The 24,086-nt window shown below is 64.8% G+C and carries 21 protein-coding genes and 2 pseudogenes; 14 read left to right on the forward strand and 9 right to left on the reverse strand.

The window, feature by feature from the left end:
- Positions 1–178: 178 nt before the first annotated feature.
- From ACNJX8_RS03960 to ACNJX8_RS03970, 3 genes and pseudogenes are all read left to right on the forward strand, one after another.
- Positions 179–2,089 (forward strand): propionyl-CoA synthetase, encoded by a 1,911-nt coding sequence (locus ACNJX8_RS03960; protein WP_439359690.1) that lies wholly within the window; start codon positions 179–181, stop codon positions 2,087–2,089.
- Positions 2,090–2,377: 288 nt separating this feature from the next.
- The gene (locus ACNJX8_RS03965) at positions 2,378–2,647 is read left to right on the forward strand and encodes a hypothetical protein (protein ID WP_128931151.1); all 270 of its coding nucleotides are present in this window, start codon (positions 2,378–2,380) and stop codon (positions 2,645–2,647) included.
- Positions 2,648–2,838: 191 nt separating this feature from the next.
- Positions 2,839–3,572, forward strand: a pseudogene (locus tag ACNJX8_RS03970) (OmpW/AlkL family protein).
- A 145-nt stretch (positions 3,573–3,717) separates the two neighbouring features.
- On the opposite strand, the gene ACNJX8_RS03975 reads toward ACNJX8_RS03970, so the two are convergent.
- Positions 3,718–3,900, reverse strand: a complete 183-nt coding sequence (locus ACNJX8_RS03975) for a hypothetical protein (protein WP_091895111.1) — start codon at positions 3,898–3,900, stop codon at positions 3,718–3,720.
- A 140-nt stretch (positions 3,901–4,040) separates the two neighbouring features.
- Complete coding sequence (locus ACNJX8_RS03980; RefSeq protein WP_164935139.1) at positions 4,041–4,736, reverse strand: DUF1013 domain-containing protein; 696 nt, start codon at positions 4,734–4,736, stop codon at positions 4,041–4,043.
- 263 nt (positions 4,737–4,999) lie between these two features.
- Here ACNJX8_RS03980 and ispH point away from each other — a divergent pair, with 263 nt between their 5' ends.
- The 3 genes from ispH to rnhA are packed head-to-tail and all read left to right on the forward strand — an operon-like array spanning position 5,000 to position 7,419.
- On the forward strand, positions 5,000–5,968 hold the full coding sequence (ispH, locus tag ACNJX8_RS03985; protein WP_091895109.1) for a 4-hydroxy-3-methylbut-2-enyl diphosphate reductase: 969 nt from the start codon (positions 5,000–5,002) through the stop codon (positions 5,966–5,968).
- 6 nt (positions 5,969–5,974) lie between these two features.
- Positions 5,975–6,958 carry a homoserine kinase gene (locus tag ACNJX8_RS03990; protein ID WP_439359691.1) on the forward strand — a complete coding sequence of 328 codons (984 nt, stop codon included), beginning with the start codon at positions 5,975–5,977 and terminating at the stop codon, positions 6,956–6,958.
- Positions 6,955–7,419 (forward strand): ribonuclease HI, encoded by a 465-nt coding sequence (rnhA, locus tag ACNJX8_RS03995; protein WP_091895107.1) that lies wholly within the window; start codon positions 6,955–6,957, stop codon positions 7,417–7,419. Before ACNJX8_RS03990 ends, rnhA begins: the two co-directional genes overlap by 4 nt.
- A gap of 171 nt (positions 7,420–7,590) precedes the next feature.
- On the opposite strand, the gene ACNJX8_RS04000 is transcribed toward rnhA, so the two are convergent.
- The 6 genes from ACNJX8_RS04000 to ACNJX8_RS04025 all read right to left on the reverse strand — a co-directional run bounded on the left by ACNJX8_RS04000 (position 7,591) and on the right by ACNJX8_RS04025 (position 15,242).
- Positions 7,591–8,076: a peroxiredoxin gene (locus tag ACNJX8_RS04000; protein WP_091895200.1), complete on the reverse strand. Its 486-nt coding sequence runs from the start codon at positions 8,074–8,076 to the stop codon at positions 7,591–7,593.
- A gap of 108 nt (positions 8,077–8,184) precedes the next feature.
- The gene (locus tag ACNJX8_RS04005; protein ID WP_128947187.1) at positions 8,185–8,739 is read right to left on the reverse strand and encodes a DUF924 family protein; all 555 of its coding nucleotides are present in this window, start codon (positions 8,737–8,739) and stop codon (positions 8,185–8,187) included.
- Between the two features lie 15 nt (positions 8,740–8,754).
- Complete coding sequence (locus ACNJX8_RS04010) at positions 8,755–10,440, reverse strand: long-chain fatty acid--CoA ligase (RefSeq protein WP_439359692.1); 1,686 nt, start codon at positions 10,438–10,440, stop codon at positions 8,755–8,757.
- Between the two features lie 189 nt (positions 10,441–10,629).
- Positions 10,630–12,123, reverse strand: coding sequence for a D-alanyl-D-alanine carboxypeptidase family protein (locus tag ACNJX8_RS04015; RefSeq protein ID WP_439359693.1), 1,494 nt, complete (start codon positions 12,121–12,123; stop codon positions 10,630–10,632).
- 189 nt (positions 12,124–12,312) lie between these two features.
- Positions 12,313–14,109 carry a glucan ABC transporter ATP-binding protein/ permease gene (locus ACNJX8_RS04020; RefSeq protein ID WP_439359694.1) on the reverse strand — a complete coding sequence of 599 codons (1,797 nt, stop codon included), beginning with the start codon at positions 14,107–14,109 and terminating at the stop codon, positions 12,313–12,315.
- Between the two features lie 83 nt (positions 14,110–14,192).
- Complete coding sequence (locus tag ACNJX8_RS04025; RefSeq protein WP_439359695.1) at positions 14,193–15,242, reverse strand: ABC transporter substrate-binding protein; 1,050 nt, start codon at positions 15,240–15,242, stop codon at positions 14,193–14,195.
- 224 nt (positions 15,243–15,466) lie between these two features.
- On the opposite strand from ACNJX8_RS04025, the gene ACNJX8_RS04030 reads away from it, so the two are divergent.
- The 7 genes from ACNJX8_RS04030 (at position 15,467) to ACNJX8_RS04060 (ending at position 21,242) form a co-directional block, all read left to right on the forward strand.
- Complete coding sequence (locus ACNJX8_RS04030; protein WP_128931160.1) at positions 15,467–15,835, forward strand: hypothetical protein; 369 nt, start codon at positions 15,467–15,469, stop codon at positions 15,833–15,835.
- Between the two features lie 118 nt (positions 15,836–15,953).
- Positions 15,954–16,358 (forward strand): phosphoribosyl-ATP diphosphatase, encoded by a 405-nt coding sequence (gene hisE / locus ACNJX8_RS04035; protein ID WP_091895100.1) that lies wholly within the window; start codon positions 15,954–15,956, stop codon positions 16,356–16,358.
- A gap of 45 nt (positions 16,359–16,403) precedes the next feature.
- The gene (locus ACNJX8_RS04040) at positions 16,404–17,006 is read left to right on the forward strand and encodes a YqaA family protein (RefSeq protein ID WP_176945964.1); all 603 of its coding nucleotides are present in this window, start codon (positions 16,404–16,406) and stop codon (positions 17,004–17,006) included.
- 78 nt (positions 17,007–17,084) lie between these two features.
- Positions 17,085–17,621: a hypothetical protein gene (locus tag ACNJX8_RS04045; RefSeq protein ID WP_128942334.1), complete on the forward strand. Its 537-nt coding sequence runs from the start codon at positions 17,085–17,087 to the stop codon at positions 17,619–17,621.
- A gap of 35 nt (positions 17,622–17,656) precedes the next feature.
- A complete protein-coding gene (locus ACNJX8_RS04050) occupies positions 17,657–19,057 on the forward strand; it encodes an aspartate ammonia-lyase (RefSeq protein ID WP_128931162.1) in 1,401 nt (466 codons plus the stop codon).
- A gap of 295 nt (positions 19,058–19,352) precedes the next feature.
- Positions 19,353–20,321, forward strand: a complete 969-nt coding sequence (locus tag ACNJX8_RS04055; RefSeq protein ID WP_128931163.1) for an NAD(P)H-dependent flavin oxidoreductase — start codon at positions 19,353–19,355, stop codon at positions 20,319–20,321.
- A gap of 147 nt (positions 20,322–20,468) precedes the next feature.
- On the forward strand, positions 20,469–21,242 hold the full coding sequence (locus ACNJX8_RS04060) for a thioesterase family protein (RefSeq protein ID WP_439359696.1): 774 nt from the start codon (positions 20,469–20,471) through the stop codon (positions 21,240–21,242).
- Between the two features lie 150 nt (positions 21,243–21,392).
- On the opposite strand, the gene ACNJX8_RS04065 is transcribed toward ACNJX8_RS04060, so the two are convergent.
- Complete coding sequence (locus ACNJX8_RS04065) at positions 21,393–22,955, reverse strand: AMP-binding protein (protein WP_439359697.1); 1,563 nt, start codon at positions 22,953–22,955, stop codon at positions 21,393–21,395.
- A 124-nt stretch (positions 22,956–23,079) separates the two neighbouring features.
- Between ACNJX8_RS04065 and ACNJX8_RS04070 the strand changes: the two are divergent.
- Positions 23,080–24,044: pseudogene (locus tag ACNJX8_RS04070) on the forward strand (NAD(P)H-dependent flavin oxidoreductase).
- Positions 24,045–24,086: the final 42 nt, after the last annotated feature.

A 24,086-nucleotide genomic window follows, 5' to 3' on the forward strand; every position in this document is an offset into this window, starting at 1 on the left:
GACCCTCTCCCCGCAAGCGGGGAGAGGGGGAAGGACGTCATCCTTTTCGGCTTGAACCGCGGCCCGTTCCCGGGAAAATAGCCCTCAAACAAGGCCGGTACTTGATCCTGGTCATGGCGGGACGCCTGTCCTGCCACAAGGGTCAGGGCCAGGCCATAAAGGGAGCGGGAGCGCGGGAATGAATACCCAGGGCAAGAGTCTCTATCATGAGGTCCACGCGCGCTCGCTGGCGGACCCCGAGGGCTTCTGGGCCGAGGCGGCCAAGGAGATCGACTGGATCGAGCCGCCGAAGGCCATCTTCGATTCCACGCAAGGAACCTACGGCCGCTGGTTCGCCGGCGGCGTGGTCAACACCTGCTACAATGCGCTCGACCGCCATGTCGAACGCGGCCGCGCCGACCAGGTCGCGCTGATCCATGATTCGCCGCTGACGGGCAGCGTCACCAAATTCACCTACGCCGAGCTCTTGAGCGAGGTGCAGGCGCTTGCCGCGATCATGCGGGATTTTGGTGTCGCCAAGGGCGAACGCGTCATCCTCTATATGCCGATGGTGCCGGAGGCGGTGGTCGCAATGCTCGCCTGCGCGCGCATCGGCGCGGTGCATTCCGTGGTGTTCGGCGGCTTTGCCGCCAAGGAGCTCGCCACCCGCATCGACGACGCCCAGCCGAAACTCATTCTCTCCGCGAGCTGCGGCATCGAGCCCGGCCGCATCGTGCAGTACAAGCCGCTGCTCGACGAGGCAATCAAGCTCGCGAGCACGAAGCCGAAGGCCTGTATCGTGCTGCAACGTCCGCAGCACACCTGCGACCTCACGCCCGGCCGTGACTATGATTGGGCGAGCCTGCGTCGCAAGGCGATGAACGACGGCAAGAAAGCCCCTTGTGTGCCGGTCGCGGCCACCGATCCGCTGTACATCCTTTATACGTCAGGCACCACAGGCATCCCCAAGGGCGTGGTGCGCGACAATGGCGGTCACCTCGTCGCGGTGAATTGGTCGATGTTCAATCTCTATGGGGTCAAGCCGGGCGAGGTCTGGTGGTGCGGCTCGGACATCGGCTGGGTGGTCGGCCACAGCTACATCGTCTACGGGCCGCTGATCCACGGCGCGACCTCGATCATGTATGAGGGCAAGCCGGTCGGCACGCCCGATGCCGGCGCATTCTGGCGCGTGATCTCTGAGCACAAGGCGGTCGCCTTCTTCACGGCGCCAACCGCGTTCCGGGCGATCCGCAAGGAGGATCCCGAAGGAAAATTCATCCGGCAATATGACCTTTCGAAATTCCGCACGCTGTTCCTCGCCGGCGAGCGCGCCGATCCGCCGACGGTGGAATGGGCGGAGCAGCAGCTGAAGGTGCCGGTGATCGATCATTGGTGGCAGACCGAGACCGGCTGGTGCATCGCCGGCAATCCGGTCGGCCTCGGCATGCTGCCGGTGAAGCACGGCTCGCCGACGGTGCCGATGCCAGGCTACCAAGTCGACATCGTCGACGAAGCGGCAAAGCCAGTCGGCCCCAACACCATGGGCTCGATCGTCATCAAGCTGCCGATGCCACCGGGCTGCCTGCCGACGCTGTGGAATCAGGACGAGCGCTTCAAGGAATCCTACTTGAGCGAATTTCCCGGCTATTACAAAACCTCGGACGCCGGCTACAAGGACGAGGACGGCTATGTCTTCGTCATGGGGCGCACCGACGACATCATCAACGTCGCCGGCCATCGCCTCTCCACCGGCGGCATGGAGGAGATCCTGGCCTCGCATCCGGATGTGGCCGAATGCGCGGTGCTCGGCGTCAAGGACGCGATCAAGGGCGAGGTGCCCTGCGGCTTCCTGGTGCTGAAAGCGGGCGTGACGCGTGCGCCCGCCGAGATCGAGAAGGAGATCATCGCGCTGGTGCGCGACAAGCTCGGCCCGGTCGCCGCCTTCAAGCTCGCGGTCACCGTCGGCCGCCTGCCCAAGACGCGCTCCGGAAAGATCCTGCGCGGCACCATCAAGAAGATCGCCGACGGCGAAGCTTGGACCATGCCGGCGACGATCGAGGATCCCAAGGTGCTCGACGAGATCGGCGCGGCGCTGAAGGGGAGGGTGTGAGGCGCGCTATCCTGCCAGTGGGTGCGTACCGCTTCACCAAACTTCCGCTGTCATCACCCGCGAAAGCGGGTGATCCAGTATTCCAGAGGCGGCGATGCCAGAGCCGAGATGCCGCGGCGTACTGGATTCCCCGCCTGCCGCCTACGCTAAAGCTTCGGCGCCCCCTCAACCCCGGCGAAGCCTTGGCGTAGCCGGGTCGCGGGGAATGACAGCGAGATGGGACGGTATCCAAGGACTTACATTCTCCGCATTCCGCGTTAAACAGTGCCGGCCAATAGGGGACCTCGTATGCCACTCGCCGCCACGTCGCGTCTGCTTGCAGCCTTAGCTCTCGCCATCGCTCTCTCCGCGTGCTCTGCGCGTTACCAGACGCCGGTGGCGGTGGGCGGCGACGACGACGACGCGGTCTGTCAGAGCCGCGGCTATGCGCAGGGCTCGCCGGAATACGTGGCCTGCCGCAAGGACCGCGACGTCCAGCGCAATGCGGCCACCGCGCGCGCCGACCGCCGTCAGCGCGATCTCGGCGAATACATGCTGAACCATCCGGAACGGCCGTGAACGCTGGCGCGGAATTATCATGCCGCGCCGTTTGCCCGCATTCACGTTTCTCGTGACACATCTGCCACGCCGCGACCAAATCGCAGGCGGCCTGTCCTGATTTGATCGGCGTCAAATCCTTCATCATCTCCTTTCTGCTCTGACGCTCGTATCGCGCAACGACGCGCGAGAGATACTGAAGGGGAATGAAGATGGACGGAACGATAAGAAACTTGGCACGGCTCGCAGCGATTGGCGCGATGCTCGCGGTGACTTCTGCCTCAGTGCAGGCCGCCGATCTGCCGGTCTACAAGAAGGCGCCGCCACAGGTAGAAAGCTTCAATCCCTGGATGGTGCGCCTGCGCGTGCTTGGCGTGTTGCCGGACGCCGGCGGCAGCACTGTCAATGTTGCGGGCGTGCCGTCGCTGTCGTCGCCGAATTCGGGCCTCTCGATCAGCGACCAGGTCGTGCCAGCTATTTCTTCACCAGGAACATCGCGGCCGAGCTGATTCTCGGTGTGACCAGGCATTCGATCAGCGGCACCGGCTCGCTCGCGAACCTGCCGATCGGCAAGACCACGCTGCTGCCGCCGACGCTGACGCTGCAATATCACTTCGACAATTTCGGCGCGTTCAAGCCTTATATCGGCGCCGGTGTGAACTACACCGTGTTCTTCAACAATTCGGCCGCCAACACGCCGGCCGCGATCGTCGGGCCGCCCGCGATCGTCGCCATCACCACGAGCCTGCACGTCAGCAATGCCTGGGGTGGGGCGGTGCAGTTCGGCTTCGACTACATGCTCGACCGGCACTGGGGTCTCAACGTCGACGTGAAGAAGCTCTGGCTGCGGCCGGACTACTCGGCGACCGTCTCTGGCCTGCCCGTCACCGGCACTGCGCATATCGACCCGTGGCTGGTCGGCGCGGGCGTCACCTACAAGTTCTGACGGCGTTTCGCGGCGCCGGGTGGCCCCGGCGCCGCGGTGTAGTTTCCGTTTGATTGTTATGGGATCGTCATCGCCGGGGCCTGACATTGACGGTGCTTGGCATCGTCTCACCAGCGAATGCGATAAGATGAGGGGTGAGAAGCGGCTATCCCGCGTGCGCCGTCCGCGGATGCCGCTCATGCAGCAGCTTCGCCAAATCGTCGCGATCGCCAGGGCGGTCCGTCAGGGCAATCTCGAACAGGGCTTCCTGGATATCCCGGGGCATGTCGCCCCACGCTGCCAGGACAGCGCGCCCCAGCATCAACGCAAAATGGTTTTCGTCCCGCATCGCTCATCCTCCGCGCTGGAAACAATGCGACGTCAGCCGCATCGTTCCGGGAGCGGTGTCGCGAAAGTTCCCGGCCGCAAACAAAAACGCGGCGGATTGCTCCGCCGCGTTCGAACCGGATGCGATGCAGGGAAGCAAGCCTACTCCTCCTCGTCCTCCTGCTTCTTGCCGCCGAGCGTCTTCAGCTTGGCGAATACGGCGTCGACGTTGAGGTCGTCGCTGGACTTCTCCGCGGGCTCGTACTCGTCCTTTTTGGTGGTCTCGGAGGCCGGCAGCAGGGTGGCGCCGCCATAGGCTGCGTCGATCGGCTTTTCCTTGGCGGCGCGCTGCACCTCGAAATCGAGTTCGATCTGCGAGCAGAGGCCGAGGGTGACGGGGTCGATCGGGGTCAGGGACGACGTGTTCCAATGGGTGCGGTCGCGCACGCTCGCGATCGTGCTCTTGGTGGTGCCGACCAGGCGCATGATCTGGGCGTCCTTCAGCTCCGGATGGTTGCGCAGCAGCCAGAGGATGGCGCTCGGGCGCTCGTGGCGGCGTGAGACCGGGGTGTAGCGCGGGCCTTTGCGCTTGGGCTGGGGCGGCAGCACCACCTTGCTCTCCTGGAGGCGAAGCCGGTAGTCCGGGTTCTTCTCGCCTTTCTCGATCTCCTCGCGGGTCAACTGACCGTTGGAGAGGGGATCCATACCCTTAATGCCCTGGGCAGCGTCGCCGTCGGCGATCGCGCGCACTTCGAGGGGATGCATTTTGGTGAAATCGGCGACCTGGTCGAAGGTCAGCGCAGTGTTGTCGAGCAGCCAGACGGCGGTCGCCTTGGGCATCAGAGGTGCGTTGCTCATGGCAAATCTCCTTTGTGCTTCGCCCACCCCTCTGGAGGCGAAACCGGTGGTCATCAGCGATGACAGGGAATTCGCGCTATATAAGCCCGGAGGGGGTAGCCACGCAATGGTTCTGCTATAGATAGTGCCTTGACAGCGCCCGAAAGGGGGCCCAATTCCTTTTAAAGTCGCTGTAAGGTCCAAGCAGCTGTTTAAGCCCAATTCCATCCATCGACCGCCCCCGCCGGAAGGCGAAACGGGTGATTCGGTCCCGAGATCGCTCAATGTCAGCCAAACCAGACCTCAAGATCGTGCTTTGTTCTCCCCGCGGCTTCTGCGCCGGGGTGGTCCGGGCGATCGACACCGTGGAACGGGCGCTCGATAAATACGGCGCCCCCGTCTATGTTCGCCACGAGATTGTGCACAACAAGTATGTCGTCGATGGGTTGAAGAAGAAGGGCGCCATCTTCGTCGAGGAGCTCGCCGAGATCCCTGACAACACCACCGCGCCGGTGGTGTTCTCGGCCCATGGCGTGCCGAAGTCGGTTCCGGCCGATGCCCAGTCGCGCAATTTGTTCTCGCTGGATGCGACCTGCCCGCTGGTGACCAAGGTGCACCGCGAGGCCGCGATCCACTTCAAGCGCGGTCGCGAGATCTTCCTGATCGGCCATTCGCATCATCCCGAAGTGGTCGGCACCCTCGGCCAGCTTCCGGTCGGCGCCGTGACCTTGATCGAGACCGCAGAGGACGCCAAGACCATCACGCCGAAGGACCCTGACAACCTCGCCTTCGTGACCCAGACCACACTGTCGATCGACGACACCGCCGAGATCGTGGCGCTGCTCAAGGAGCGCTTCCCGAACATCAACGGGCCGCACAAGGAAGACATCTGCTACGCCACCACCAACCGCCAGCTCGCGGTGAAGAAGGTGGCGCCGGTGGTGGACGCCCTGATCGTGGTCGGCGCGCCGAATTCGTCGAACTCGCAGCGCCTGCGCGAGGTCGCCGAGCGCGAGGGCTGCAGAATCGCGGTGCTGGCGCAGCGCGCCACCGACCTCGATTGGGACAAGTTCGGCAACATCACGAGTCTCGGCATCACTGCGGGCGCGTCGGCGCCGGAAGTGATCGTCGAGGAGATCATGGACGCGTTCGCCGAGCGCTACACGCTGCATGTGGAAACGGTCTCGGCCGCGGAAGAGAACGAGTTCTTCCCGCTGCCGCGCTCGGTGCGCCCCGAAGCCGCCGCAGAGTAAATCTGCATGGCGGTCTACACCGACGTTGCCGCCGACGAGCTTGCGGATTTCCTGAAGCAATACGATCTCGGCGAATTGCTCTCCTACAAGGGCATCGCCGAGGGCGTCGAAAACTCCAATTTCCTGCTGCATACGACGACCGGATCGTTCATCCTCACGCTCTATGAGAAACGCGTGGCGAAGAACGACCTGCCCTACTTCCTCGCGCTGATGACGCATCTCGCCGAGCACGGCATCAACTGCCCGTTGCCGGTGAAGGGAAGGGACGGCGAGGCGCTGCGCGAGCTGTCGGGCCGCCCCGCCGCAATCATCACCTTTCTCGAAGGCGTGTGGCCGCGCAAGCCGAATGTGGCCCATTGCGCCGGCGTCGGCGAGGGGCTGGCGAAAATGCACCTGGCTGGTGCCAATTTTGCGATCAAGCGCGCCAATGCGCTCTCGGTCGCGGGCTGGCGGCCGCTGTTCGATGCGGCCGCAAGCCGTGCCGACGAGGTGCAGCCGGGCCTGCGCGCCTTTCTCGCCGCCGAGCTCGATCATCTCTCGAGCGGGGTCTGGCCGACCGACCTGCCGGAGGGCGTGATCCACGCCGACCTCTTCAACGACAACGTCTTCTTTCTCGGCGACCGGCTCTCGGGGATCATCGACTTCACCTTCGCCTGCAACGACATGCTGGCCTATGACATCGCGATCTGCCTCAACGCCTGGTGCTTCGAGCCGGATCATTCCTTCAACGTCACCAAGGCGCGCGCCTTCCTCAATGCCTATGGCCGGGTACGAAAGCTCTCCGAGGCGGAAGAGGCTGCGCTGCCGCTGCTGGCGCGCGGCGCTGCGATCCGTTTCCTGCTGACGCGGCTGGTCGACTGGCTCGACGTGCCACCGGGCGCACTGGTGAAGCCTAAGGATCCGCTGGAATATGTCCGCAAGCTGCGCTTCCATCAGAGCGTGACGAGCGTTCGCGACTATGGGCTGATGCCCTCAGGACTGGTGGCGTGAGCGAGCTTCCCAATGTCACGATCTATACCGACGGCGCCTGCTCGGGAAATCCCGGGCCGGGCGGCTGGGGCGCGATCCTGAAGTTCGGCGACAAGGAGAAGGAGCTGAACGGCGGCGAGCGCCACACCACCAACAACCAGATGGAGTTGATGGCGGCGATCTCCGCGCTCGAAGCGCTGAAGAAGCCGTGCACGGTCGATCTCTACACCGACAGCCAATATGTCCGTCAGGGCATCACGGGGTGGATCTTCGGTTGGAAGCGCAACGGCTGGCGCACCGCCGACAAGAAGCCGGTGAAGAATGTCGAGCTATGGCAGCGCCTGGATGCCGCGCTGAAGCAGCACGAAGTCCGCTGGCACTGGGTCAAGGGCCATGCTGGGCACCCGGAGAACGAGCGCGCCGATCAGCTCGCGCGAGACGGGATCGCGATGGCGCGGCTGCAGCAGAGGGTGAGGGAGTAGACGACGCCGTCGTCTCGGACGTCGCCAAGCTCTCCGGTGTCATCGCCCGGCTTGACCGGGCGATCCAGTATTCCAGAGACGGCTGTGATCGAGCCGAGAAGCCTCGGCGTACTGGATCGCCTGCCTTCGCGGGCGATGATAGTTGTGCAAGTGGCGCGAGAGTGTCGTGCCTTACAGCTGCCCCAGCAGCGTATCGCCGCCGGAGACCTCGACCTTGCCGGGCATCGCCTCGAGGTTCAGCTTCTTGACCACGCCGTCCTCGACCAGCATCGAATAGCGCTTGGAGCGGATGCCGAGGCCGTTGGCGGAGGCGTCCAGCTCCATGCCGATCGCCTTGGTGAAATCGGCATTGCCGTCGGCGAGGAAGATGGCCTCGTCGCGCTGGTCGGTGTCGCGCTTCCAGGCGTTCATGACGAAGGCGTCGTTGACAGAGACGATGGCGATGGTGTCGACGCCCTTGTCCTTCATGGCGTAGGCGTTGAGGAAGATGCTCGGCAGATGCATCTTGTGGCAGGTGCCGGTATAGGCGCCGGGCACCGCGAACAGCGCCACCTTCTTGCCCTTGAAGATATCGTCGGTGGTCTTCACCTGCGGACCTTCCGCCGTCATCACGCGGAATTTCGCCTCGGGCAGCTTGTCGCCAGTCTGGATCGCCATCATCAGTCTCCCTGAATATCGGTCCCGCTTTTTAGACCGTGGCGCCGGCCTGCACAATATTGCCGGCGGCGGAAGCGGCGAAGGCAGCGGCCGTTCACCGTGATGTCATCAGCCCGTAAAACCGCCGCCGTCGAGGAAGGCCTGCTCTTCCTCAGTCGTGTCACGGCCGAGCAGGCGATTGCGGTGGGGAAAGCGGCCGAACCGCTGGATGATGTCGGCGTGCTCGCGAGCATATTTCAGGTTCACGGCATTGTCGGTGTTTTGAAACAGCGCAACGCAATGCAGCTGGTCAGCCAGGTGCTCGGAATGCATGAAGGGCAGATAGAGGAATTCGAGCAGGATGGGATCGACCCTGCGATCTGTGCCGCTTTCGATGGCGCGGCGGGCAACATCGCGCGCCTGCGCGTCGCTGGCAAAAGCCTCCGGCGTGTCGCGGAACATGTTGCGGGGGAACTGATCGAGCACGATGACGAGCGCGAGCGCGCCGTCGTCGCTCGTCTCCCATGATGCAAGCTCGCCGGCGGCCGCCTTCTGCCACAGGGCGAGAAAGCGGCGCCTGACCTCTGCGTCGAAAGCGTCGTCGCGCTTGTACCAGCACTCGCGGCCGGCCTCGCGCCAGAAGGCGAGAATGTCCGATGGCGTGATGTCGCCGACTTCCAGCATGAATGGAAAGCGGCCTTACGCCGCCGCCGCCTTCTTCTCGTCGCGAAGCTGCCGGCGCAGGATCTTGCCGACATTGGTCTTCGGCAGGTCGTTGCGGAATTCGATGTGCTTGGGCACCTTGTAGCCGGTGAGCTGCTCCTGGCAGAACTTGATCACGGCTTCCGCCGTGAGGTTGGGGTCCTTCTTGACCACGAAGGCCTTCACCGCCTCGCCCGATTTGGAATCGGGGATGCCGATCACGGCGCATTCGAGCACGCCCGGATGGCTCGCGATCACTTCCTCGATCTCGTTGGGATAAACGTTGAAGCCCGAGACCAGGATCATGTCCTTCTTGCGGTCGACGATCTTGGTGTAGCCCTTCTCGTCCATCACGCCGATGTCGCCGGTGCGGAAATATCCGTCAGCGGTCATCACCTTCGCGGTCTCCTCCGGCCTGTTCCAGTAGCCGGACATGATCTGCGGGCCCTTGGCGCAGATCTCGCCCGCCTGGCCGAGCGGCACCTCGTTGCCGTCGTCGTCGCGGATCGAGATCCAGGTCGAAGGCACGGGGATGCCGATCGTACCCGTGAACTCCGTTGCCGTCGCGGGATTGCAGGTCAGCGTCGGCGAGGTCTCCGACAGGCCGTAACCTTCGGCGATGAAGCAGCCGGTGATCGCTTTCCATTGATCGGCCACGGAGCGCTGCACCGCCATGCCGCCGCCGTTCGAGATCTTCAGCTTGGAGAAGTCGAGCTTCTTGAAGTCGGGATGATGCATCAGGCCGTTGTAGAGCGTGTTCACGGCGGGGAAGCTGTTGACCTGGTATTTCGCCAGCTCCTTGACGAAGCCAGCGATGTCGCGCGGATTGGGGATCAAGAGATTGCAGCCGCCGGCGCGCACCGCGAGCAGGTAGCAGGCCGTCAGTGCGAAGATGTGATAGAGCGGCAGCGCACAGACGATCATGAGCTGATCGACATGCGGCGGCGCGGCGAGCGCCGGCTGGAGCCAGGCGTCGTTCTGCAAGACGTTAGCGACGATGTTGCGGTGGAGCAGGGTGGCGCCCTTGGAGACGCCGGTGGTGCCGCCGGTATATTGCAGGAAGGCGACGTCGCCCGGCGAGAGCTTTGGCTTGTTGAAGGTCATGCCGCGGCCGGCGGAGAGCGCGTCGTTGAACGGCACCGCGCCCGGCAGCGACCATGCCGGTACCATCTTCTTGACGCGACGGACGACGAGATTGACGATCACGCCCTTGAAGCCGAGCAGGTCGCCCATGCTGGCGACGATGACGTGCTTCACCGGCGTCTTCGCGATCACCTGCTCGACCGTGTGGGCGAAATTCTCCAGCACGATGATGGCCTCGGCGCCGGAATCCTTGAGCTGGTGTTCGAGCTCGCGCGGGGTATAGAGCGGATTGACGTTGACCACCGCGAAACCGGCGCGCAGCACGGCAGCGGTCGCGACCGGATATTGCAGCACGTTCGGCATCATGATGGCGACACGAGCGCCGCGCTGCAGCCCGCGGCCCTGCAAATAGGCGGCGAGCGCGACCGACATCTGGTCGAGGTCGCGATAGCTGATCGACTTGTCCATGCAAATGAACGCCTTGCGGTCGGCGAACTTGGTGAAGCTCTCCTCCAGCAGGTCGACCAGCGAGGCGTATTGCGTCGGCTCGATATCGGCGGGCACGCCGGGCGGATATTGCTTGAGCCAGATGCGCTCCATGGAAACTCCCCTCATCTAACTGAGCCCGTTGTGTCTCGGGCTTGCCTCATTGCCGCCAGTATCGAGCCTGCCGGAACGGGTGGCAAGCCGTCGAGGCTTAGGGCAAAGGTCCGGGAGTAGCTACTGGAATCATCACAGACCGCGCTGCCGCAGGTGCGAAGTGCGGGCGCGGTCCAGCCTGAGGGGCCGTTAACTGTTGTTGGCCGGCTTGGTGGCGGCGGGCTTGGTCGCGGCCTTGGGCTTGGCGGGCTTGGGAGCCTGATCGCCGGTTGCCGCCGGTTTCTCGGCGGGTTTTGCCGCCGCATCGTGCTTGGCCGCGGCATGCTTGGTCCCGGCCGGCTTGGCTGCGGTCTTGGTATCGCTCTTGGTGTCGGTCTTGGCGTCAGGCTTGGCAGCCGGCTTCGCTGCCGCCGTCTTGGATTCCTTGCCCGCGTCCTTATTCCCGTCCTTCGGCTTGTCGGCGGCGTCAGGCTTCTTGGCGACGCGCGACTTCTTGCCACGCGGCTTTGCCACCGTCTGTTGGTCCGCATCGGCCGCGACCGCCGCGATCAGGGCCGGGCCGGTGCGGGTCGGGCCGGTATAGACCAGCACGGGCTCGGCAGCGGCCGGAGCAGAGGCCATCAGCTCGGAGGCCTTCATCAGCGGCGGCTGCAGGCCGGCTGTGAAGAAGGTGACCTGGGCTTCGCCGCCGGTGGCCGAGGCCGATCCGGTCGTGCTGCCATTGGCCGCGATCAGCGCATCGTCATCGTCGCTGGCCGGACGCTTGCGGTTGGGTCCGCACATCTCGTCGCGCAAGTTCGGCGGTGAGGCGTCGACCGGCACGAGATTGTCGACGGTGCCGAGCGAGGGTCGCAGCCATGTCAGATTGTCCTGGCCGAAGCCGCGCTCGAGCAGCTGCGCCGCCTTCACCGCGCGCGCGGTGCCGGAATTGGCGCCCAGCACCACCGCGATCAGCCGGCGGCCGTTGCGCGTGGCCGATGCCACGAGATTGTAGCCGGAGGCGCAGATGAAGCCGGTCTTGAAGCCGTCGGCGCCGGGATAGCGGCCGATCAGCTTGTTGAAATTGCCGGTGATGCGCTTGCCGAAGCGGATCGCCGGGATGTGCACGAAGTACTCGTATTCCGGCAGGTCGCGCAGGAACGCGCGCGCCAGGATTCCGAGATCACGCGCGGACGTGATCTGGCCGTCGGCGGGCAGGCCGTTCGGATTGACGTAGCTCGTCTGCGTCATGCCGAGCTTCTTCGCGGTGTCGTTCATCATCGCGGAGAAGCCGTCGATCGAGCCGCCGACGCCTTCGGCAAGCACCACGGCCATGTCGTTCGCCGACTTGACCATCATCATCTTCAGCGCGTTGTCGACGGTGAGCTGCGTTCCCGGACGGAAGCCCATCTTCGATGGCGACTGCGAGGCTGCCGTCGGCGACACCGTGAGCAGCGTGTCGAGCGTGAGCCTGCCGTCCTTGACCGCCTTCAGCGTCACATAGGCGGTCATGATCTTGGTGACGGAGGCGGGGTACCAGGGAATGGTCGCGTTATCGGCCTGCAACACCTTGCCGCTGTCGGCTTCGATCAGCAGCAGCGCTTCGGCGCGCGCTGCGCCCGGCGCGAGCAATGCGGCGCATGCGAGGCCCGCAGCGAACAGGTTGAACAGCGATTTGCGAAGCAGCGGGCGAAGGGCGTGCACTATCCGATTCCGGTCCTTGGAGACCCGCCGATTCCCTGCGGTTCTCGTGATCTGATGGTCGGTTTTGAAATCCAGCGCCGCCGCTTGCGGCGTCGCAAACCTATACCGGCTGATGCGTCGAGAATAGGGGGATCGGTGCGGTATTCCGCAATGAAATAGGCCGAATTTCGACGGGCCTATGGGGACTTGCTACGGAGATTTCACTGGAGTCGCGGCAGTCTCGGCCGCCGTCACGCTGGCCCGTGCGTTTTCCTGGACCATGAACTGGGCCCTGGCGAGCTCGGCGAAATGGCCGCCTTTGGCCACGAGTTCATCGAAAGTTCCGCTTTCGGTCACTCGGCCGTTCTCGAACACCAGGATCCGCGTGGCGTTGCGGATGGTGGAGAGGCGGTGGGCGATCACGAACGTGGTCCTGCCCTTCATCACTTCGTCGAGAGCGGCATTCACCTTGGCCTCGGTGACGGCGTCGAGCGCGCTGGTCGCCTCGTCCAAGATCAGGATCGGCGGATCCTTCAGCAGCGCGCGGGCGATCGACAGCCGCTGCCGCTCGCCGCCGGAGAGCATGCGGCCGCGTTCGCCGGCGTTGGTCTCGAAGCCCCCGCTGCGCTCGATGAACTCGAGCGCCTGCGCGCGCGCGGCCGCCTTGCGCATCTCGTCCTCGGTCGCATCTGGCTTGCCGACCTGCAGATTCTCCGCGATCGAGCGGTTGAACAGCAGCGCCTCCTGGAACACCACGCCGATGTTCCGCCGCAGCGACGTCAGCGTGATTCCGCGCACGTCCATGCCGTCGATCTTGATGAAGCCGGACTGCGGGTCGAAGGCGCGGTGCAAAAGCGCGATCGCGGTCGACTTGCCGGCGCCGGTCGGACCGACCAGCGCGATGGTCTGGCCGGGCAGCGCCGTGAACGAGAGGTCCTCGACCGCAGGGCGCTTGCCGTCATAGGAGAAGGTGACGTCGTGGAACTCGACGAGGCCGGACAACCTGCCGGCATCGATCGCGTCGGGCCTGTCGTGCACTGCGGGCACGGCGTCGAGCACGTTGAAGAATTCGCGCAGCCGCGGCGCTTCCATGAACACGTTGTTGATGAAGCTCACGACCTGCTCGAGCCTCTGGATCAGCATCGTCGCGAAGCTCACGAACATCACGATCTCGCCGACGGATGTCAGCCCCTGGTCGTGCAGCGCAATGCCGACGGTGAAGATCGTGAGCACGGTGATGGTGGTCGAGGCGCGCGTGATGACGGTGACGAGCGCCCACCACGACAGCACCGGCATCTGCGCGGCCAGCAATTCGTCGGCGACTGAGCGCAGCCCCTTGACCTCGGATTCGACGCGGACGAAGCTCTGCACCAGCGCGACGTTGCCGAGCGCATCGGAGGCGCGCGCAGAGAGCTCGCTGTAGTGCTCCTCGACCTCCATCTGCATGCCGAAGGTCTTGCGCACCACGAAGGTCGTCAGCGCGGTGAAGACGATGCAGAGCACGAACAGCAGGATCGCGAGCCGCCAGTTGAGGTAGAGCGACAGCGGCAGCAGCACCACGACCGAGAGGATCGCGGCAAAATGCTCGCGGAAGAAGCCGAGCCATAGCCGCCACAGCGCGTCGGTGCCGTTGAGCATCACCTTCATCAGCCGGCCCGAATGGGTGCCGGAGTGGAAGGTCAGCGGCAGTTGCAGGATGTGCTCGAAATAGTCGGTCAGCACCGCCTGGCGCTGGCGGTGCGAGAGCCGATCGGCCTGCAAGGCCACAAGCGCGCTGCATGCGATGGTGAACAGCCCGAAGGCGACCCAGGCGGCCAGGAATGGCCAGGCCGAGTTCGAGCCGGCTACTGTCTTGCCCGAGAGCACGTCGACGATCCGGCCGAACAGCACGGGCTCGGCGAATTGCGAGCCCGCCAGCAGCAGATTGGCGACCGCGAGCAGCCAGCCCAGCCGCGCCTCCTTGCCGAGCAGCTCGAGAACACGGGTGTAGAGACGGAGGATGGACATGCGGGCGAGGAACTCGGCGACAACGGAGCCCGTATTCTAAGCAGGGATCGTACGCGAGATACAGCGGAAGCTTTCGGTTTTGTTCAGTTGATCAGCCGCCCCGCCAGCGGCGGCAGGAATTGGTCGTCGAAGATCTCGATCGCTGTCGGTCGTTTGCGGAATTTGAAGTCCTGCGCGACCTGGCCGATCGAGCGATCGAGCCGCGCCGGGTCGATGCCGCCGAGGCCGTTGCGCCTGACCTCGTCGGTCAGGATGTTGTCGGCGAGGGCGGTGCGCAGGCGCTCCAGCTCCAGGTTGCGGTCGCCGTCCTCGATGCGGCTCGCGGCCTCCTCCGCCGCGCGCCCCGGCTCCATGACGGTCGCGTTGATGCCCGCGATCAAGGCGCGGACGAAGCCCTTGACGGCGTCTGGCTTTGCTGCGGCGAAAGCGGGATTGACCACCACGGCAAAGCCGTAGGCTTCGCAGCCGTAATCCGCATAGCGCAGGACGACGAGATCGGCTTCGGGCACGCCGCGGTCGCGCAGGTTCACCGCCGACAGATAGCTGAAGCCGGCGACTGCATCGACCTGGCCCGCGGAGAGGATCGGCTCGCGCACCGCCGCGCTGATCTTGTGAAATTTGACGTGCGCTGCATTGATGCCGTTCTGCTGTGCCAGTGCCGGCCACAGCCGCATCGACAGATCGCTGTCGGCAACGCCGACGGTCTTGCCGTCGAGATCGGACAGAAGGTGGATGCCGCGGCTCCTGCGCGCGACGATCGCGTAGGGTGCGCGGTTGAACAGCACGAACACTGCCTTGACCGGCGCGGCCTGCTCCTTATCGCGAAAGCGGATCAATTCGTTGATGTCGACCAGCGCGAGCTCGCTGTCGCCCTTGGCGACACGCGCGAGCGCTTCCGACGATCCGGCTGCGGTGTTGAAGGACACGCTGAGATGCTCGGCGCCGAACCTGCCGTCCTTTGCGGCCAGGAAGAACGGCGCCATGCTCGCATCCAACGGCCGGTCGAAGGTGAAGTGAATCGCAACGGATGGGGCGGCGGTCTCGGCCATGCTGACATCGCGTGCAATCAGTGTCGCAAGCGAGATCACAAGAGCCAGCAGACAACGAAGGACGATCGTCTTGAATTCCGACATCGGGTGCGCCGGTCCCGCATTGTTATGGTTTCGTGACGCTCGCAGCGCCGGCTGGCGGTCAGTCTGTCCGCGCCAACATGAACGGCGCATGAGCGGAGGTTGCGTCACGATTACGCAACCCCGTTCAGCTTGTGTTGGGGTTGGGGAACCCAACATGGGATGCGGGTGTTTGAGAGACACGAGCCTGTCTATAGACACCATTCGAGGTCCCAAGGAGGGTCCACATGTTTGACAGTTTTTCGAAATTTGCCGGCCGCAAGGCCGTTCTTGCCACCGCCGCGGTGCTGGCACTGACCGCAATTGCCCCGACCGCGTCATACGCCGGCGGCCGCCACTGGCATGGCGGTGGAGGCGGCGCGGCCGCAGCTGCGGCTTTCGCAGCCATCGGCACCGGCCTCGCCATCGCCGCAAGCCGTGACGCCTACGCCTATGACTACGGTCCGGGCTACGGCTATTATGGCGGACCTGCCTATTACAGCGGTCCTGCTTACGGGCCCTATTATGGTCCGGGCCCGAATTACCAGTATCAGCGCTATGGCGGTACGGCTCCGTCCGAGTACTGCGGCCAGGGCTACTACACCAACTGCTACTAGCTCCGGCTACCAAAGGTTGACTACAACGGGCCGTCGCGCTTGCCGCGCCGGCCTGTTTTTCGCTTTTATTGTCGCGCGTTAACGCGCTCGCCATGGGTTTAGAGTAGTTTTGGGTACCATGAGTGATTCGCTTGAGCGGCTATATCTGGCTGTGCTCGCGGCCAGAGATCTTGATCCGGCAACATCGCGCACAGCCCGGCTGTTTCAGCGCGGGCCTTCCAAAATGGCGAAGAAACTGGCCGAAGAGGCCATCGAAGTCGTGATCGACGCGGTCAACGGCGATAGCGAGGCCGTGATCCGGGAGAGCGCCGACCTGCTCTACAATCTCACCGTGCTGTGGGCCTCGGCCGGGGTCCGTCCCGAGGACGTCTGGCGGGAGATGACGCGGCGTGAAGATATGCTCGGCATCGCCGAGAAGCTGCCGAAATCGCGGATGAAGCTGCCCAAGGTCGCGTCACCGCGCATTGCCTCAAGGCGGCCAATTGTCGCGCTCGAGGGCCGTGCCGCGCGCAAGCGCCACTAGAAACGTCATAATTCGCCTCAATCTCGGCATGGACAAATCCGTCCCATGGTGCTTCATCGCGGCGCCATGCTGAAACGTATCTACGACTGGTGCATCGACGCCGCCCACAAGCCCTACGCGCTCTGGATCATGGGAGCCGTGGCCTTCGCAGAAAGCTCGTTCTTTCCGGTGCCGCCGGACGTGATGCTGATCCCGATGTCGCTGGCGCGCCCGCAGCGCGCCTGGGTCTATGCGGCGATCTGCACCGTGACCTCGGTGGTCGGCGGCATGGTTGGCTACGCCATCGGAGCGCTGCTGTTCGATTCGGTCGGCCAGTGGCTGATCCAGGTCTACGGCCTCGGCGACAAGGTCGATGCCTTCCGCGCCTCCTATGCGGAATGGGGTGCGATCATCATCCTGCTGAAGGGGCTGACGCCGATCCCCTACAAGCTCGTCACCATCACCTCGGGCTTTGCCGGCTACAATATTCTTCTGTTCATCCTGTGCTCGATCGTTGCGCGGGGCGGACGCTTCTTCGTCGTCGCGATCCTGCTCAACCGCTATGGCGACTGGATCCGGGTCAGGATCGAGAAGCATCTCGGCCTCTGGGTGGCGATCGGCGCCGCCGTGCTGGTGCTCGGCTTCGTGGTGGCGATCAAGCTGATCTAGCGTTTGCGCGAGGACCATGCTCGCTCAATAACCTCGCGGCGCTTTGCCGCCGCGCCGGCATCGGCTACGCTTGCCGTCATGATGGTTCGATCCGGCAAACCGGCCATGCGGTTCGGGACGCTGATGTCAGCAGTGCTGCTCCTGGTTTTCGCCGGCAGGACGGCATGGCCGCAAGCCGCGCCGCCCGTGCTCGGCCTCCAGGAGCAGGGGACGCAGGCCGCGCCGCCGCCGCCGACACCCGCTCCTTCCGCGCCGCCGGCGCGCGAGGAAAATCCCGGGCTGATCAACGAAATGGGCAAGCTGTTCGACAAGTTGCCCTCGATCCTGCCGGCGATCAAAAGCCCGAGCGAGACCATGAACGACTTGTCGCGGCTGGCGAAGCCGTCCACCATGGTCTCGGGGCGCGTGGCCTGTCCGGCCTCCGCGAACGGCGCGCCCGACTGCAAGCAGGCCGCCGACCAGCTCTGCCAGACCAAGGGCTATCGCGAAGGCAAGAGCCTGAACGCCGACTCCGCCGAGAAATGTTCGGCCAAGGTCCTGATACCGGGCCGGCAACGCAAGCCGGACGATTGCCGCACCGACACTTTCGTGACCAGCGCGCTGTGCCAGAACTGACGTGATGGCCTGCGCGCATGCAACAAGGAGCGCCCATGAGTCGTACGGAGCAGGACTTCCTCGGACAGCGTGAGATCGCCGACGACATCTATTACGGCGTCCAGACCATCCGCGGGAAGGAGAACTTCCACATCACCGGCATTCCGATGAGCCAGGAGCCTTACTTCGTGAAGGCGCTTGGTTACGTGAAGAAAGCGGCCGCCATGGCCAACCGCGATCTCGGCGCGATCGACGCCAAGGTCGCGGACGCGATCATTCTGGGCTGTGACCGCGTCATTGCCGGCGACATGATGGATCAGTTCGTCACCGACTTCATTCAGGGCGGTGCCGGCACATCGACCAACATGAACGCCAACGAGGTGATCGCCAACCTCGCGCTGGAATCGCTCGGCTTTGCGAAGGGCGATTACCAGCACGTCAGCCCCAACGATCACGTCAATTACGGCCAGTCCACCAACGACACCTATCCGACCGCCTTTCGCCTGGCGCTGATCCTGAGGCTCGAGAGCTACATGACGGCGCTGCGCCAGCTCCAGGAAGCTTTCTTCGCCAAGGGCCGCGAGTTCGACCGTGTGCTGAAAATGGGCCGCACGCATCTTCAGGACGCGGTGCCGATGTCGCTCGGCGCGGAATTCCGGGGATGGGGCACCACGATCGGCGAGGAGGTGGATCGCATCTCGGAGGCCCGTGCGCTGCTGCGCGAGATCAATCTCGGCGCTACCGCGATCGGCACCTCCGTGACCGCGGCCGTCGGCTATCCCAAGCTCGCGGTCCGGCATCTGAGCGCGCTGACCGGCGTCGAGTTCGTTCTCGCCGGCGATCTCGTCGAGGCGACCTCCGACACCGGTGCCTATGTGCAGCTCTCGGGCATCCTCAAGCGCACCGCCAGCAAGCTGACCAAGATCTGCAACGACATCCGCCTGCTCGCCTCCGGCCCGCGTGCCGGCTTCAACGAGATCAACTTGCCGCAGCTTCAGCCGGGCTCATCGATCATGCCCGGCAAGGTGAATCCCGTCATTCCTGAGGTGGTGAACCAGACCAGTTTCCTCGTCATCGGTCTCGACACCACGGTGACGCTGGCCGCCAGCGCCGGCCAGCTCCAGCTCAACGTGATGGAGCCGGTGATCTCGTTCGCGCTGTTCTTCTCGATCCGCACCATGGAGCGCGCGGTCAACAGCCTGCGCGAGCATTGCGTCGTCGGCATCACCGCCAACGAGGAGCACACCCGCAACATGGTGCTGAACTCGCTCGGGATCGTCACGGTGCTGAAGCCGCTGCTCGGCTACAAGCAATGCGCCGAGATCGCGCGCGAGGGCTACAAGAGCGGCAAGTCGCTGCACCAGATCGTGGTGGTCGAGCGCAAGCTGCTGACGCAGGAGAAGTGGGACGAGATGTTCTCGTTCGAGCGGCTGATCAACCCGGATTTGATCGGGTGAAGTCATCGCGTCGACTTCCGGTGCGCATGGGAGATCGATGCTTTTTTTGCACGTCATTGCGAGGAGCCTTGCGACGAAGCAATCCAGAATCCTTCCGCGGAGAGAGTCTGGATTGCTTCGCTGCGCTCGCAATGACGAAGAAGACGGTTAGATTGTACGGGTAAGAATTCCGCGCGTTGGAATTGCGGTAGCCGCATCCGCCGCGGCGTCACAACGCAATACTTGACAGTGGAAAGATTGCCTTGTTGGTATGATCCCAGCCTTCGTTTGACCGCCAAGAGAGGACCGTTCCGCAATGTCCATGCCTGCCTTATTCAAGGGGCGCCTTTCGATCCCCGTGATCGGTTCGCCGCTCTTCATCATCTCGGTGCCCGATCTCGTGATCGCGCAGTGCAAGGCGGGTGTGGTCGGCTCGTTTCCGGCGCTGAACGCGCGGCCGCCGGAATTGCTCGACGAATGGCTGGCGCGGATCACCGAGGAGCTCGCGGCCCATGACCGCGCGCATCCCGATAAGCCGTCGGCGCCGTTCGCGGTCAACCAGATCGTGCACAAGTCGAACAACCGGCTCGATCACGACATGCAGCTTTGCGCCAAGTACAAGGTGCCGATGATCATCTCCTCCCTCGGGGCACGCGAGGAGCTGAACCAGGCCGTGCACGGCTGGGGGGGCATCGTCTTCCATGACGTGATCAACCAGAAGTTCGCCCACAAGGCGATCGAGAAGGGCGCCGACGGCCTGATCCTGGTCGCCGCCGGCGCCGGCGGCCATGCCGGCACCATCTCGCCGCTCGCCTTCGTCGCCGAGACGCGGAAGTGGTTCGACGGCCCGATCGCGCTGTCGGGTGCGATCGGCAACGGCAAGGCGATCCGCGCCGCGCGCATTCTCGGCGCCGACTTCGCCTATATCGGCTCGGCCTTCATCGCGACCAAGGAGGCTAACGCGGTCGAGAAGTACAAGGAGATGATCGCCGGCTCGAGCGCCGACGACATCGTCTATTCCAACCTCTTCACCGGCGTGCACGGCAATTATCTGAAGCCCTCGATCCTCGCCGCCGGCATGGATCCGGAAAACCTGCCGACCTCCGATCCCTCCAAGATGAACTTCGGCACCGACGCCTCCGGCGAGCGCGCCAAGCCGAAGGCCTGGAAGGAGATCTGGGGCTCGGGCCAGGGCATCGGCAGCGTCGAGGGCATCCTGCCCGCCGCCGACCTGATCGCGCGCTTCAAGAAGGAATACGACGAAGCGATCGATCCGCCGTTGTAGTTCTCGTGTTCCGGACGCGGTGCAATGCGTAGCATTGCTCCGCAGAGCCAGGACCCATTGCCGCACACCGCATGGACCCCGGATCAGCAGCGCACCGCTACGCGCTGCGCAGCGTCCGGGGAACGTCAACTGAGACTGATTGAAACGATGCCCCCCATCTACCGCGTCGACGGCAACAGCGTCGTCACCAGCCCGGACGCCGCGGGGCCGTGGGACCGCCGCATGCAGCACGGCTCGGCGCCGGCGTCGCTGGTGACGTGGGCAGCCGAACGCATTCCGACGCCTGTTCCGATGGAGATCGCGCGGGTCACGATCGATCTGATGCGTCCGGTGCCGGTGGCGCAACTGACGATCGCGACCGAGGTCTTGCGTGAGGGCCGCAAGATCCAGCTCTGCGAAATCAAGCTGCTCGCCGACGGCGTGCAGGTGGTCGGTGCCACCGTGCTCAAGATCAGACGCCAGGCGCTGAGCCTGCCCGACGACGTCAAGGAGCTGCCGGTTACGCTGCCTTCGCCCGAGGACTCGCTGGTCGAAGATGGTCACGCCGCCACCAGTCCGTTCGTGCGCTCGGTCTCGATGCGTGCCGCGCGCGGTCGCTTCGGCCAGGCCGGTGCCGGCGCGATCTGGTTTCGCGTCGATCATCCCTTGATTGCAGGCGAGGCGATCTCGCAGGCGATGCGCGCCGTGGTCGCCGCCGACTTCTCCAACGGCACCGCCTCGACGCTCGACTTCCGCGCCTGGACCTACATCAACGCCGATCTCACCGTGAGCTTTGCGCGGCAGCCGGTGGGCGAGTGGATCCTGCTCGACGGCGACTCCTGGATCGGCCCCGACGGCGCGGGGCTGGCAATGTCGCGGCTGGCTGATCGGCAAGGCTATTTCGGCCGGGCGGTGCAGAGCCTGGTGATCGAGAAAAGGTAGGGCGGCCTTCGTGCCCCGGACGCCGTGCAACGCGAAGCATTGCGCGGCCGAGCCGGGGCCCATGTCTCGGCCGGGGCATGCAGCAGTGGGTCCCGGCTCTGCGCCGCATCACTTGCGTGCTGCGCCGCGTCCGGGACACGAGAGCTGCGCTCACCCCACCATCCGGTCGCGCCCGCTCCAGAAGCCCGCGCGCAGCACCTTCTTGTCGACCTTGCCGACGCCGGTCATCGGCAGCTGCTTGACGAACTGGATCTGCTTGGGCGCGTGCGCCGAGCCCTTTCGCATCTTCACCAGGTTGATCAGCTCGTCCGGATCGGGCCTTGCGCCCTCGCGCGGCACGACGATGGCGGTGACGGCCTCGCCCCATTTCTCGTCGGGAACGCCGACGACAGCCACCATGGCGACGTCGGCATGCTGCGACAGCACGTCCTCGACCTCGCGCGGGAAGATGTTGAAGCCGCCGGAGACGATCATGTCCTTCTTGCGGTCGAGGATGAACATGTAGCCGCGCTCGTCCTTGCGCGCGATGTCGCCGGTGTGGACCCAGCCGTTCTTCAGCGTCTCGGCGGTGATGTCGGGCCGCTTCCAGTACTCCGCCATCACGTGCGGCGCGCGCACGCAGATCTCGCCGGGCTCCCCCGTCTTCACCTCCTGGTCGTCGTCGTCGAGGATCTTGACCTCGCAGGCCGCGATCGGGAAGCCGCAGGACAGGAATAGCTCCGGTGTCTTGGGATCGTGATCCGCCTTGCGCAGCACCGAGACGGGATAGCATTCGGTCTGTCCGTAAAGCTGCGAGAAAACCGGCCCGATGCGCTCGATGCCCTCGACCAGCCGGCTCGGCGACATCGCGGAGGCGCCATAGAGCACCAGCTCGAGCGAGGACAGGTCGGTCTTGCCGAGCGCGGGATGATCGAGCAGCACATAGATCATGGTCGGCACGAGCAGCGTGAAATTGATGCGCTCGCGCGCGATCGTCGCCAGCATCGCCTCGGGGTCGAAACTCTTGAGCATGTGCACGGTGCCGCCGCGCATCAAGGTCGGCAGCACCTTCGTGCCGGCGACATGGCTGATCGGCGCGACCGTGAGATAGCGCGCGGCCTCGGGGATCTCGAAGTCGGCGAGGATCGCGGCGGCGGCCCCGGCATTCTCGCGGTGATAGCGCAGCGCGCCCTTGGATTTGCCGGTCGTGCCGCCGGTGTAGTTCAGCGTGGCGAGATCGTCGGGGCCGGCGAGGCACTGCGCGCTGGCGTGTCCCGCAGTCTCGATCGCCGCCAGCAGATCGACGCCATAGCTGGCTGGTCCCATGGTGAAGACCGCCTTGAGCCGGCCGGCCTTCGCGGCGAGTTCGCCGCCACGATCGTGGAAGGCGGCCACGTCGACCACCAGCATCTCTGCGTCGGAATCCTCGAGTTGAAACAGCTGGTCCTCCAGCGATCCCAAAGGATGCAGCCAGGTGATGCAGAGCCGCGACAACTGCGCCGCGACGCCGGCGCACCAGGTGTCGGCGCGGTTGGCGGTGAGGAAGGCGACGCGCGCGCCGGGCTGTAATCCAAGCCGCATGAACACGCCCTGGATGCGTCCGATCAGGTCGATGGTGCCATGATAGCTCAGCGATCCCTCAGGCCAGGCGAAAGCGGTGCGGCCGGGATAGCGCGACAGCGCCCGTAGCGTCTGCGCACAAGCCGGGGACGATGCGTGGAGCGGATCGGACATATGTCTCCTCGTTGCTTTGTCATCGGCTTCTGGCGTGCCAATGTTGCTGACGACGCTAGCACAGCGAATGCGGGATGGAACGACAAAGCCCGCGCAGGGCGGCAGGAATGACAAGGAGATTGGCGTGCCATCAGACCGACTGCAGCGCTTCCGCGATCGTCTTGATCTGCCGCTGATCGCGGCGCCGATGTTTCTGGTGTCGGGCGTCGAGCTCGTGGTCGCGGCCTGCCGCAATGGCGTGATCGGCAGCTTCCCAACCGCGAATTGCCGTAGCGCCGAACAGCTCGACGAATGGCTCACCGCGACCGAAACCCGGTTGCGGCAGCACGAAGAGCAAACCGGACGCAAGGCGGCGCCGCTTTGTCCGAACCTGATCGTGCACCACTCCAACGCGCGGCTGGAGCAGGATCTCGCCGTGCTGCTGCGGCACAGGCCGGAGATCGTCATCACCTCGGTCGGCTCGCCCGCGCCTGTAGCGAAGCCGCTGCATGACGCCGGCGCGTTGGTGCTGGCGGATGTCGCCTCGATCCGCCATGCCGAACGCGCGGCGGAAGCCGGTGCGGATGGCTGGTGCTGCTGACCGCGGGCGCCGGCGGCCAGACCGGCTGGCTCAATCCGTTCGCCTTCGTCCGCGCGGTGCGCGCATTCTACGACGGCATCATCGTGCTCGCCGGCGGCATCAGCGACGGCCGCGCGCTGCATGCCGCCGAAGTGCTCGGCTGCGATCTCGCCTACATGGGCACGAAGTTCATTGCGACGCGCGAGAGCATGGCGGATGATCGTTACAAGCGGATGCTGGTCGAGAGCAGCGCCGACGACGTCCTGCTCACCACCGCCTTCACGGGACTGCAGACCAGCATGCTGAGGCCGTCGATCGTGGCCGCGGGTCTCGATCCCGACGACCTGCCGGCGCGCGGGGCGATCGACATCGCCAAGGACATCGACGTCGCCGCGCGCGAGAGCCGGCCGAAACGCTGGCGCGACATCTGGAGCGGTGGGCACTCGACATCGGGGGTGACGGACGTGCTCACTGTCGACGATCTCGTTGCGCGGACGGTTACCGAATATCGCGAGGCGGGCGGACAGTAGAGCCCGGCCATGACGCTGGGAGACGCCCCGCTCACGGTTAAT

The sequence above is a fragment of the Bradyrhizobium sp. SPXBL-04 genome (assembly GCF_051853035.1).
Classification (GTDB): Bacteria; Pseudomonadota; Alphaproteobacteria; order Rhizobiales; family Xanthobacteraceae; genus Bradyrhizobium; species Bradyrhizobium zhanjiangense.